Origin of the sequence: Mariniflexile litorale (assembly GCF_031128465.2) — a bacterium.
GTDB classification, from domain to species: domain Bacteria; phylum Bacteroidota; class Bacteroidia; order Flavobacteriales; family Flavobacteriaceae; genus Mariniflexile; species Mariniflexile litorale.
On record NZ_CP155618.1, the window covers coordinates 2,724,854 to 2,737,702 of the forward strand.

Genomic DNA, 12,849 nt, shown 5'->3' on the forward strand with positions numbered 1-12,849 from the left:
ACTAATATATTTTCAAAATGATGTCAATAGAACCTTATAAACCAAAACATAAAGTTAGAATTGTGACTGCGGCATCCTTGTTTGATGGACATGATGCTTCTATAAATATCATGCGTCGTATTATTCAGGCAACTGGAGTAGAAGTGATTCACTTAGGGCACGACAGAAGTGTGGAGGAAGTAGTAAATACCGCCATTCAAGAAGATGTAAATGCGATTTGTTTGACTTCGTATCAAGGTGGACACAATGAGTATTTTAGATATATGTTCGATTTGTTGAAGGAAAAAGGGGCAGAACATATAAAGATTTTTGGCGGCGGCGGCGGCGTTATTTTACCATCTGAAATTAAAGAGTTGATGGATTATGGGATTACCCGTATTTATTCACCAGACGATGGTAGAGGAATGGGGTTACAAGGTATGATAAATGATTTGGTTGAAAAATCGGATTATCCCACTCCAGATTTCCCTAAAGATGAAAATGTTTTGCAATCCCTTAAAAACAAGAATGTAAATACTATTGCTCGATTAATTTCATTTGCAGAAAATAGACATGATGAATTTGAAAAAAGCTTTTCCCCTTTAGTGAAAACGGGAAAGGGGGATGTACTAGGAATTACAGGAACTGGTGGTGCTGGAAAATCAAGTTTGGTAGATGAGTTAGTGCGTCGTTTTTTAATTGACTTTCCTGAAAAAACAATCGGAATTATTTCGGTAGATCCCTCAAAACGAAAAACAGGGGGAGCACTCTTGGGTGATAGAATTCGCATGAATGCTATTAATAATTCGCGAGTTTATATGCGTAGTTTAGCAACTCGTCAATCAAATTTAGCGCTTTCAAAATATGTGCATGAGGCTATTGAAGTGTTGAAAGCTGCGGAATACGATTTAATTATTTTAGAAACATCAGGAATCGGACAGTCGGATACCGAAATTATAGAACATAGCGATGTATCATTATATGTGATGACACCAGAATTTGGTGCTGCAACCCAATTGGAAAAAATTGATATGCTCGATTTTGCCGATTTGGTAGCCATAAATAAATTTGACAAAAGAGGATCTTTAGATGCGTTGCGTGATGTGAAAAAGCAGTACATGCGCAATAATAATCTTTGGGATGCCCCTCAAGAGCAACTGCCAGTTTTTGGAACTATAGCTTCACAATTTAACGACCCTGGTATGAATACGCTTTACAAGGCAGTTATTGATAAGTTAGTTGAAAAAGCTTCGGCAGATTTAGAATCAACATTCACTATTTCAGATGAAATTAGTGAGAAGATTTTTGTTATTCCGCTAGCAAGAATTCGTTATTTATCTGAAATAGCAGAGAATAACCGAGCGTATGATGCTAAAGCTAACAAACAAGTTGAAGTGGCTCAAAAACTCTTTGGTATTTATAAAACTATTGAATCTGTTTTAAACGTCATTGCGAGTGTAACGAAGCGATCTTTTCTTGATAAGTACGGCATTAATAATGATGAGATTCTAATCTATTCAACTGCCGAAAACAAAGAGTTTATTAAATTATTAGTATCAGAATTCGATCGTGTCAAACGAAACCTTGATCCTTATAATTGGGATATTATAACGAGTTGGGAAGACAAGATAAATAGGTATAAGAACCCTGTGTACAACTTTAAAGTTCGTGATAAAGACATAGACATTAAAACACATTCAGAGTCACTTTCTCATTTACAAATTCCAAAAGTAGTCCTACCTAAATATCAAGCTTGGGGTGATGTTTTAAAATGGGTACTACAAGAAAATGTGCCAGGGGAATTCCCTTACACATCAGGATTGTATCCTTTTAAAAGAACAGGTGAAGACCCAGCACGTATGTTTGCAGGCGAAGGCAGTCCCGAGCGCACCAATAAACGATTTCATTATGTAAGTGCAGGTTTACCAGCAAAACGTTTGTCTACCGCTTTTGATAGCGTGACGCTTTATGGAAACGATCCTGATTTACGTCCGGATATCTATGGAAAAATTGGTAATGCAGGGGTAAGTATTTGTTGTTTAGACGATGCTAAAAAATTGTATTCGGGTTTTAATTTGTTTGATGTTATGACGTCGGTGAGTATGACCATCAACGGACCTGCTCCCATGCTTTTAGGGTATTTTATGAATACAGCTATAGATCAACAATGTGAAATTTATATAAGGGAAAATAATTTAGAAAAAGAAGTTGAAGATAAAATAACAAAACTTTATAAAGGTAAAAAGCGACCCAAATACAATGGAAAATTACCAGAAGGAAATAATGGTTTGGGTTTGATGCTTATAGGTGTTACTGGTGATCAAGTGTTACCTGCTAAGGTATACCACAATATAAAAACAAAAACCATAGCCCAAGTTCGTGGAACTGTACAAGCTGATATTCTAAAAGAAGACCAAGCGCAAAACACCTGTATATTTTCAACAGAATTTGCACTGCGTTTAATGGGCGATGTTCAGGAGTATTTTATTGAAAATAATGTGCGTAATTTTTATTCGGTGTCTATTTCGGGCTATCATATTGCTGAAGCGGGTGCAAATCCTATCACGCAATTGGCTTTAACCTTATCGAATGGGTTCACTTATGTGGAATATTATTTAAGCCGAGGCATGGATATTAATAAATTTGGCCCCAATTTATCTTTCTTTTTCTCAAATGGCATTGATCCTGAGTATGCTGTTATTGGTCGTGTAGCCCGCAAAATTTGGGCAAAAGCTATGAAGTTTAAATATCAGGCAAACGAACGAGCTCAAATGCTTAAATATCATATTCAAACATCTGGTAGGAGTTTGCATGCTCAGGAAATCGATTTTAATGATATTCGCACTACACTACAAGCACTATATGCTATATACGATAATTGTAATTCACTACATACCAATGCTTACGATGAGGCGATTACGACGCCAACCGAAGAGTCGGTGCGCCGGGCTATGGCAATTCAGCTAATTATAAATAAGGAATTAGGATTGGCTAAAAATGAAAACCCAATTCAAGGTTCGTTTATTATTGAAGAATTAACCGATTTGGTAGAAGAAGCAGTGCTTTTAGAATTCGATAGAATTACCGAACGCGGCGGTGTTTTAGGTGCTATGGAAACCATGTACCAACGTAGTAAAATACAAGAAGAAAGTTTGTATTATGAAACCATGAAACACAATGGTGCTTTCCCTATAATTGGTGTAAATACCTTTTTAAGCAGTAAAGGTTCTCCAACAGTATTACCTACGGAAGTTATTAGAGCTACAGAAGAAGAAAAACAGTTTCAAATAAAAACATTGGAAAATCTTCATGAAGCACATGATACCACATTACTTTTGAAAGACCTTCAGCAAAAAGCAATTCATAATGAAAATATTTTTAAAGCTTTAATGGAAGTTTGTAAAGTTTGTTCATTAGGGCAAATCACGAATGCCCTATTTGAAGTAGGGGGGCAGTATCGGAGAAATATGTAAACAAAAATAACCTGTCTCGAATTTTTTTAGAAATATTTTTAGGTAATCACTTTGAGAAAAAGAAACTTTTTTGCAGAAAATGCATCTTTTTAAATGTTTGTACGTCTATTATATGAACTTTAAAAACATATATATTATGAAAAATAAAAAATGCACTTGTATTTGCGAAAGCTGTAAAAACGGTCAATGTAAAAATTGTACATGTGAAAACTGTACATGCAGTGATTGTAACTGTTAAGTTTAATTTAATTTAAAGATAAACAGTGTTTATTTTAGTAAATTTATGCTAAAGTAAACACTGTTTTTATAATTGTAGTTATGCAAACTCAAGACATTTGGAAAACGTATTCAAACGATATCAAACACTTTATATTTAGTAAGGTGAAAGATGCCGTTGTAACAGATGATTTGCTTCAAGAAACTTTTATAAAAGTACACACCAAGTTAGATACTTTAAAAGATGAAGATAAATTAAAGTCGTGGTTGTTTGCAATTGCTAGATATACAGTTCTGGATTATTTTAGAAACAATAATATAACCTATGAAGTTACAGAAGTAGATATGACTTTTGATGACCAAAAGTTAGATCATACCAAAGAAGATTGTCTAAGAGGTATTATTAAAAGTTTACCTAAAAAATATAGAGCACCTTTGTTTTTATCGGATATTAAAGGAATAAAACAAGCTCACATATCAGAACAATTACAATTGCCGTTGCCTACTATAAAATCTCAAATACAACGCGGTAGAAAATTAATAACCCAAGGCTTTATAGATTGCTGCGATTTTAAAGTGAATGATGCAGGTTATCTTATTGGAGAGATTAAAGATAAAGAGGATTGTAAAATGTGTCATTAGTAATTTAATTCTATTAAATTAAGCCACAAATACAGGTTTTTCTAATTCAATAATTAATGCGATGAACAAACTTTTTTAATAGAGTTTTTCATCGTTTTTTTTTGCAAATTAAAACCACTTATAGACGTATGTAAACCCTTGAGCTAATATTTTTTAATAAATTTTTTGCTTGTCAATTCCCATTGTAATTTTACCATGTTTAAGTTAATTATTAAACACAGTTTACCCAAATAATTAAAATTAATTATCCATGAAAACAACACTTAAATACAAATTCCAACGACAATCTGAAAATCATTTAGATTGGTTAATAAACTTTATTAAATCTGAAAGATGTTTTGAAATAGAAGCGACTTTAATAAACAATAATAGCGCACTATTCTTAGATTAAAAAACAAGACTCTCACTTGTTTTTTAGAATCCTTGTATTAAAATACAGGGATTTTTTTTGTTTTATTATAAGCAGTAGTGTACTATTAATCTATTAATTATAAAGTTAACATCCAACTACGTTGTAATTGTTTAAACTTTTTTAATTCGCTCCGTAAAATAGGTAAGAAATCTTTTCCGTTGCTGTTAGAATGCTCCAAACGATACGAATTTTTATAAAGCATGTTTGTAAGTCGTCTTAAAGACGCAATGTGTTTGTGCTTTCTATCAGTATAGCGTTCCAATTCTGCATTAACAATCTCTGGAGCTAATGATACAGATTGCTGAACAATATCGCCAGAAAAATAAATATGAGTATCTTCAGAACCATCTTTTTTTAAAGAAGACAAATCATGATTTAAATACATATAAATGCTTTGAGATAAGGCAAATATCTCAATAGCTTTTTTATATATCGGTAATTCCGATAGGTTTGATGGGGTATTAGATAACATATTCTTTTTTTCTTAGCAACTGTACCAAAATTACTCACAAGTATTCATAAACTACTTTTTATTTTAAAGTAAATGAGTATATTTACTTTAAATTTTAATTTATTACAACCAATTATCTTTTAATATGAATTTAGATGCACTTAATTGGAAGATTTTGAAGTGTTTGCAAGAAAATGCACGACTATCTAATGCCGAAATAGGTAGGCAAGTGGGTATTAGTTCGCCAGCGGTTTCAGAACGTATAAAAAGAATGGAAGATGGAGGAATTATATTGGGGTACAAGACCGTAGTGTCTCCATTAGATATGGGGTATCAATTAAAAGCCATTATAACCTTGCATGCATTTATTGGTAAGTTGAAACCTTTTTTAGAGAAAGTTAAAACCTTCGATGAAGTTTTAAATTGCTATAGAATTACTGGCAATGAAAACATCGTTATGGAGGTGCTTTTAAAAAACCAAAAACACTTAGAAACTTTTATAGACCAACTTATTGTTTATGGTGAAACTAAAACACAAATAGTACTATCTCATGTAACACGTTACAAAGAAGTGAAGCCAGTAAAATAAAATTACAACAGTCGTTTTAAGTTTAAATTTCGATTTAAAACAAATAAAATGATGGCGCAAATAAGTGCAATTAGAGATATTATATACCATGTATTATCAAATCCAAGTGCGGCAGTCATTTGTAAACCTGCATTATGTCCAAAAATATGCGCAATAGAAAACGACATGGAATACAATGCCATATACTCTCCTTGATTTCCTTTTTTAGCTCTATTTACTGCAAAAGCATTAGAAAAGGGAAAAGCAATCATTTCACCAATGGTCATTAAAAGCATGCCAACTACTAAAATTCCAGACCAGGTTGTGAAATTTAATATCAGTAAGCTTAAGCCGGTTAAAATAGCACCAAAAAACATCAATCCTAGTTTTGTGTATTTAGTGTTTTCTAGCCACTTGATTAAAGGCATTTCAAATATAAAAATAAGAAAACCATTGAGTCCTAAAATAAGCCCAATTTGAAGCTCGCTAAGTGCATGAACATCTTTGTAGTAAATCGTTATGGTTGAGAAATATTGTAAAAATACGATACCAAACAATACCATGGCTACGAGAAATATCATAAACGCGTAATCACTATATGCCGAAACAGGACTTTTATTTTCAATAGCATCTAAAATTTTTGCTTTTTTAGGATGTAATACTTTAATCATCAATAAAGTAGCAATAATGCATGTAATACCATCAACCCAAAACAAACCAGTGTACCCGAGTGCTATAATTATAAGTCCACCAATGGCTGGTCCCGCTGAAAATCCTAGGTTTATCGCTAAGCGTATCAATGTTAGCGAACGTATTTTGTTTTCAGGTTTACTATAAGCATTTAAAGCCACAAACATAGCGGGTCTAAAAGCATCTGCAACAAGCATTACAATAAAAATACCAATACAAATTGATACAAATGTATTTAAAAATTGTAATACAATAAATAAAATACCGGTAGTTAATAGGCTTCTAACCATTACTTTGTAATAACCAATTTTATCGGTTAATTTACCACCAATCCAAGAACCAACGACCGAACCTAACCCAAAAGCACTCATAACCCAACCTACCTGACTTATAGAGAAATGGAGATTATCCTTTAGATATAATGATAAAAAAGGAATTACCATGGTGCCTGCTCTGTTTATAAGTGTTATTAAGGCTAGCCACCATATTTCTTCCGATAAGCCTTTAAAGGTATTTATGTAGTTATTAAATAGTTTTTTCATTAGGTTAGATTGTTATAAATACAAAAAGTCCGACTTTACAGTCGGACTTTTACATATTGTAATATTTTATAATTATATCACGACAACATATAACAAGCCCGACTTCTATTTAGTGAAGTAGTGTATGGCATTTTACAAATGGTGACGTGCTTGCGCATTTTTATTTTTCTTGAAGTACAAACTTATGTAAAATATTTATAAGTTGTACTTTTGAGTTTAAATTATATTTTAAATGAAGTATTTTATAATTGTAATCATATTTACAACTTGCTTAGTTAGTTGCGCGCAAGAAAAAAAGGTAATTAAAGGTGATACCGATTTTCAGCGTGAATTAAATGCCGAATATAAAGATGCTACAACATCGCCCTTGAAGGATAAAGATAGAAAGCATTTTGAAGGTTTGGAATTTTTTAAGTTTGATACGACTTATGTTGTTACAGCAGCTTTACAGCGTACACCAAACACCGCGTATTTTAATATGAAGACAACCACAGATCGCGTTTCAAAAGAACGTGTTTATGGCATTTTAACTTTTGAATTAAATGGAACGAGTTACAAATTAAATATCTATCAAGGAAAAGATTTAATAAAGAGAGAAGGTTACGAAGATTATTTATTTCTACCTTTTTTAGATGAAACCAACGGATTAGAAAGTTATGGTGGCGGACGTTATATTGATGCGAGAATTCCTAAAGGAGACACTATGGAAATTGATTTTAACAAAGCTTATAACCCATATTGTGCATACAATGATAAGTATTCTTGCCCCATTGTGCCCCGAGAAAATTATTTAAAAATTAGAATTGAAGCAGGAGTGAAGGCATTTGGAAAGCATTGAGAATTTTAATGAGATCGTTTAACAGTTATGTCTCAGACATACAAAATGCACAAACTCGTGACTAAGAAGTACTAAACTACACATTATTTTTATACGATTTGCTGTATAACGTTTTTATTTCTCTTTTAAGATTGTCTATAAGTTCATCTTCACCTTCTTTAAATTCCGTGTTCATGTAATCCATATATTTCTCAATTAATTGAGGGTTGTTTTTATCGTCAATTATAGCGCAAAGAGCAAGTCCAGAACAAATTTGAAATTGAATAGGGAAACACAATGGTGATAGTTTTATGTCATTGCCAATGAACAAATCCGCTTCATTTATGGTGTTGAATAACTTACTATGTGAATCAATTTTTGGTAGTATATCTTTAATGACACAAATAAAATATCTTTTTACTATTTCGGATGCTTTTAATTCATAATTTACATTAGTGTAACCATTATCATCGTCAATTTGTAGATGGTAGTCCGCTTCCATAAGCTTTCCATTAGCTTTTAAATAATCATCTATATCAAGGTTAATTGTTGGAATTCCGTTAGGTAAATAAGCGGGAAAAATTGGTTTTAAGATTTCATTAATTTTGAAAAAGTATATTTTGAGTTGAACTTGAGTTTTGAGATAATTTGGTTTCATATATCGAATTTCCAAATCTATTTTAAAATCACCTGTTGTATACTCAAAAGTCACAAGATGATTAAACTTACTCGAAAAGTCTTCTTTAATCAGTTTAAATCCAAATGACTCTACGTGTTTAGAGATTGTTAAATTGATTAAAGCTTCAAGTTTTTTTCGTGCCATTTTTATAATGCTTTATAATCAAATTCAAGCTCTACTTCACTAAAAACATCCCCAGAAAAACCGCTAAAAAACCAATTACAAAACTGGCAACAGTATAAATAGCGAAACTTATAAAATCACCCGATTTTAAAAACACATGGTTTTCATAAGCAAAAGTTGAAAAGGTGGTGAAACCACCACAAAAACCAGTGGCAAGAAGTAAGGTTTGGTTTTGGGATAATGTGTCATTTTTTACTGCCAATCCCAAAATGATTCCAATAAGCAAACTGCCTAAAATATTTGCTACAAAGGTTCCATATGGAATACCATTTTCGGCATTATTTAAATATTTTCCAATAATATAGCGCAGTACACTGCCAAATCCACCACCAAAAAAAACAAGTAAGACACTTTTCATTTATTTTTCAATATCTTTTATAGCAATGTAAATTTCGGTAACTAAGTCGGCAGGGTTTGGTGTTTTTGCTGGATCTGTTATATAAGTTTCAATCATGGGACCATTTTCAGCAAATTCAAAACCATTTTTTGTAATGTATGTCTTGGCTGTTTTCCAAGCTTCTTTTAAGTTGCTGTAGTTGCCTTTTAATGTTGTTTTTATGGCTTTAAAACTTTCCATTTTTCCCGTAATTATATTGTCACCTTCAGCAGTAATTACTTGTTCAATTGTTGGAATACAGCTCGAAAATATAACAGCATTGTTGTCTTCATCCCATTTTAAATAATTTATAAAAGGGGTGCTTGCTAAAGTTATGTGGTTTTTTATAGCATATTTTTTAACCTTAGGAAGCATTTCTTGAATCTTGCTTTCTAACTCGCTTATTTTGCAAGAAGTTGTGTTGTATAAATAATAACCGCCGCTGTGGTTTGTTATGCCATTTACGGCAATACTGTATTTTTTCATGTCGGCAACAATAATGCTATCTAGTTTTTCTAAGCTTCGCTCGTAATGTGGCCCAATTTGTTTTTCCATACCTCCTGTAAAAGCAGCATAGGCTTTAAAACCAAAAGGTAAATCTTTGCCAGAAATTTTCCAAGTGATATCAGTACTTCCATTAGCATTAGATTCAAAATCCCAAGTAATGTCTGAAGCAGGAAACTCAGCAATTTGCATGTGTTGTTTTATGTACTTATTGGTAATGGCTTCCACAGTTTTCATAGTGCCTATACCATCTTTATCTTCCCAAGAATAATGACCGCCTACACCTTGGGTTTTATTAGGTAGTGTTACTTTTATATTAGGGTTTGCCTCCTGCCAAGAAGACCAATCATTCCAGTTTTTAAAATCGATAACATTGTTATAAATAACAGCAGCAGGCGCCTGAATGGTTCGTGTTCTACTAACTTCAAACGTGTTAGGTTGCACAGAAATGTATATGGAAGTACCTATAATGCCAATTAGTAATAAAAATGCGATGTACTTAAAAACTTTCATTTTATTTTTTTTGAAATGGTGAGAATCAAAGATAAACAATTTTAAATTCTCATTAATAAATTATTACATTTGTACTAAAATAAATAAATATTTAATAATTAAAATCGATAAAACGAATATAATCACTAATCAAGGTTGGTTAAATATCGTTTTTTTATAAGAAAAATGAATTGTAGTATGCACATGTGATTATTTAGAAATTTATTCAGCTTAAAATAGTAGTCGCATGTAACCTTTTGATTAAATTAATAATAATAAAAAAATGAAAATAAAATCAATATTAAATTTTGTACTCATGTGTGGTCTTATATTTTCTTGCGGAAATGAACGACCTAAAGAGAATACGGAAGATTTAACGGCAAAAGAAGCAACTTTTAATTATAATGTCGATCAATTCGCCGATATTAAAGTATTGCGTTATCAAATTCCAGATTGGGAAAATTTAACTTTAAAAGAGCAAAAATTGGTGTATTATTTAACCCAAGCAGGTATGTCTGGTCGCGATATTATATGGGATCAAAATTACAGACACAATCTTAAAATTAGAAAGGCTTTAGAAAATATTTATACTAATTATAAAGGTGATAAAACAACTAACGACTGGACTGCTTTCGAGGTTTATTTGAAGCGTGTATGGTTTAGTAATGGTATTCATCACCATTATTCCAATGATAAAATAAAACCAGAATTTTCGTCTGATTATTTAAAACAAATTCTTGCCGAAACCAATACCGTTTTAGAAGGAGAAGCATTTGATGTTGTTTTTAACGATGTTGATTCTAAAAAAGTGAATCAAGCTAAAGGTGCAGATAATGTGGCACTATCTGCTGTTAATTTTTATGGAGAGGGTGTTACAAATAAAGATGTTGAAACATTTTATACATCTAAAAAATCGTTAGATCCTAGTAAACCATTGTCGTTTGGTCTAAACTCACAGTTAGTAAAAGAAAATGGGGTATTAAAAGAACGTGTTTATAAATCGGGAGGCTTGTATGGTTCGGCTATTGATGAAATAATTAAATGGCTGGAATTGGCCAAAGGTGTTGCCGAAAATGAGGCTCAGGCCAATGCTTTAGGTTTGTTGATTTCTTATTATAATTCAGGCGATTTACAAACTTGGGACGACTATAATGTATTATGGACAGCAGCTACCGAAGGTAATATCGATTATATAAATAGTTTTATAGAAGTGTATAATGACCCTCTGGGGTATCGAGGTTCGTACGAAACGATTGTGCAAATTAAGGATTTTGATATGTCTAAAAAAATGGAAGTGCTTTCTAAAAATGCACAGTGGTTTGAAGATAATTCTCCTTTAATGGAAGCTCATAAAAAGAAAAACGTAGTGGGGGTTTCTTATAAAACAGTCAATGTCGCGGGAGAAGCGGGTGATGCATCACCAAGCACACCCATAGGCGTTAATTTGCCAAATGCTAATTGGATACGTGCTGCTGTTGGAAGTAAATCGGTGTCATTAGGTAATATTGTAGATGCGAGCAATATTGCAGGTAATTCAGATAGATTGAAGGAATTTGTAAATGATGAAGAAGAATTAGAATTGGATGAAACCTACAGTAAAATGGCCGATAAATTACATACGGCTTTACACGAAGTAGTAGGGCACGCATCGGGGCAATTAAACCCAGGTGTTGGTGAAACCAAAGAAACATTAAAAAATTATGCATCAACTCTAGAGGAAGGACGTGCTGATTTAGTAGCTCTTTATTATTTATATGATAGTAAAATTCAAGAATTAGGATTGACAGACAACTGGGAGAAAACAGGGAAAGCTGCTTATAACGATTATATTAGAAACGGACTTTTAACACAATTAATCCGTTTAAATTTAGGTGATGATGTAGAAGAAGCTCACATGCGAAATAGACAATGGATTTCGGCTTGGGTTTTTGAAAAAGGAAAGTCTAATAATGTTATAGAGAAAATTACCCGAAGCGGAAAAACGTATTATAATATTAATGATTATGCGAAACTTCGAGAGCTTTTTGGAGAGTTGTTACGTGAAACACAACGTATAAAATCTGAAGGTGATTTTAAAGCAGCTGAAACATTGGTTGAAAATTATGGAGTGAAAGTAAATCAAAAAATTCATGCCGAAGTTTTAGAACGCAATAAGCAATTTAAGTCGGCAGCATACACGGGTTATGTAAATCCAGTATTGGTTGCAAAAACAAACGAGGCAAATGAGATAATTGAAGTTAACGTCGTGCAACCAAAAACATTTGTAGAACAAATGTTAGATTACAGTAAAAAATATAATTTCTTGCCAGAAGTAAATTAATCTAATTTAAAAACTGCAAATAAATATAAACAGAATCTTGAATCAAGGTTCTGTTTTTTTATTGACACTAAATACCAAAAGAATAAGGTTAACAACTATAAGAGCACTAATAATAAGTATAATATTCATGATTTAGTTCTATTTAATTCTATTAGTTATTTAATAGATGCACGATTTAAAAAAAGGTTGCGTCAAATTGTTAAATTAATTATATAACAAGTAAGCAATGTTTTTCCCTAGTACAGAATAAGACTTTTTTTATAAAAAAATCACTTAAATATGAACTTAATAGCACTGATCAATCCTATAAAACCAATAAAGGCAATTAAAACCCAAATGCTTCCAGAATAAAAGCGTTTGTGCAATTTTAAATCTTTTCGGTAGGTGTAGCCAATAACAATGGCGAACACAATAAAAAATAAAATTCCGAAAATGATTTGACCTTTACTAAACATATGATTAATTTTATGCAAATTTAATTAATAATGATGAGATTCTCGGCTTT

General features: G+C 32.0%; 12 protein-coding genes. 6 read left to right on the forward strand and 6 right to left on the reverse strand.

The features are described from left to right. Nucleotides 1-17: 17 nt before the first annotated feature. The 3 genes from QLS71_RS11245 to QLS71_RS11255 all read left to right on the forward strand — a co-directional run bounded on the left by QLS71_RS11245 (nt 18) and on the right by QLS71_RS11255 (nt 4,701). Nucleotides 18-3,452, forward strand: coding sequence for a methylmalonyl-CoA mutase family protein (locus tag QLS71_RS11245; RefSeq protein WP_308993060.1), 3,435 nt, complete (start codon nt 18-20; stop codon nt 3,450-3,452). Between the two features lie 318 nt (nt 3,453-3,770). After that, the gene (locus QLS71_RS11250) at nt 3,771-4,310 is read left to right on the forward strand and encodes a sigma-70 family RNA polymerase sigma factor (protein ID WP_308993061.1); all 540 of its coding nucleotides are present in this window, start codon (nt 3,771-3,773) and stop codon (nt 4,308-4,310) included. A 250-nt stretch (nt 4,311-4,560) separates the two neighbouring features. Further along, complete coding sequence (locus tag QLS71_RS11255; RefSeq protein WP_308993062.1) at nt 4,561-4,701, forward strand: hypothetical protein; 141 nt, start codon at nt 4,561-4,563, stop codon at nt 4,699-4,701. Between the two features lie 97 nt (nt 4,702-4,798). Here the strand turns inward: QLS71_RS11255 and QLS71_RS11260 are convergent, their stop codons facing one another. Then, the gene (locus tag QLS71_RS11260; RefSeq protein WP_308993063.1) at nt 4,799-5,194 is read right to left on the reverse strand and encodes a hypothetical protein; all 396 of its coding nucleotides are present in this window, start codon (nt 5,192-5,194) and stop codon (nt 4,799-4,801) included. Nucleotides 5,195-5,318: 124 nt separating this feature from the next. Here QLS71_RS11260 and QLS71_RS11265 point away from each other — a divergent pair, with 124 nt between their 5' ends. After that, entirely contained in the window at nt 5,319-5,762 is a 444-nt protein-coding gene (locus tag QLS71_RS11265; protein WP_308993064.1) for an Lrp/AsnC family transcriptional regulator, read from the forward strand. Nucleotides 5,763-5,764: 2 nt separating this feature from the next. Here the strand turns inward: QLS71_RS11265 and QLS71_RS11270 are convergent, their stop codons facing one another. Next, complete coding sequence (locus tag QLS71_RS11270) at nt 5,765-6,973, reverse strand: MFS transporter (protein ID WP_308993065.1); 1,209 nt, start codon at nt 6,971-6,973, stop codon at nt 5,765-5,767. A gap of 232 nt (nt 6,974-7,205) precedes the next feature. Between QLS71_RS11270 and QLS71_RS11275 the strand changes: the two genes are divergently transcribed. Next, entirely contained in the window at nt 7,206-7,811 is a 606-nt protein-coding gene (locus QLS71_RS11275) for a DUF1684 domain-containing protein (protein ID WP_308993066.1), read from the forward strand. 76 nt (nt 7,812-7,887) lie between these two features. Here QLS71_RS11275 and QLS71_RS11280 read toward each other — a convergent pair whose 3' ends face one another. Genes QLS71_RS11280 through QLS71_RS11290 form a run of 3 tightly spaced genes read right to left on the reverse strand, consistent with a single transcriptional unit; the run spans nt 7,888 to nt 10,045 of the window. Further along, nucleotides 7,888-8,613: a hypothetical protein gene (locus QLS71_RS11280; protein ID WP_308993067.1), complete on the reverse strand. Its 726-nt coding sequence runs from the start codon at nt 8,611-8,613 to the stop codon at nt 7,888-7,890. A 31-nt stretch (nt 8,614-8,644) separates the two neighbouring features. After that, on the reverse strand, nt 8,645-9,010 hold the full coding sequence (crcB, locus tag QLS71_RS11285; protein ID WP_308993068.1) for a fluoride efflux transporter CrcB: 366 nt from the start codon (nt 9,008-9,010) through the stop codon (nt 8,645-8,647). Continuing rightward, the gene (locus QLS71_RS11290) at nt 9,011-10,045 is read right to left on the reverse strand and encodes a GyrI-like domain-containing protein (RefSeq protein ID WP_308993069.1); all 1,035 of its coding nucleotides are present in this window, start codon (nt 10,043-10,045) and stop codon (nt 9,011-9,013) included. It abuts the gene before it with no gap. Between the two features lie 262 nt (nt 10,046-10,307). Between QLS71_RS11290 and QLS71_RS11295 the strand changes: the two genes are divergently transcribed. Continuing rightward, nucleotides 10,308-12,344, forward strand: a complete 2,037-nt coding sequence (locus tag QLS71_RS11295; RefSeq protein WP_308993070.1) for a dihydrofolate reductase — start codon at nt 10,308-10,310, stop codon at nt 12,342-12,344. Nucleotides 12,345-12,613: 269 nt separating this feature from the next. Here QLS71_RS11295 and QLS71_RS11300 read toward each other — a convergent pair whose 3' ends face one another. Continuing rightward, on the reverse strand, nt 12,614-12,799 hold the full coding sequence (locus QLS71_RS11300; protein ID WP_308993071.1) for a hypothetical protein: 186 nt from the start codon (nt 12,797-12,799) through the stop codon (nt 12,614-12,616). Nucleotides 12,800-12,849: the final 50 nt, after the last annotated feature.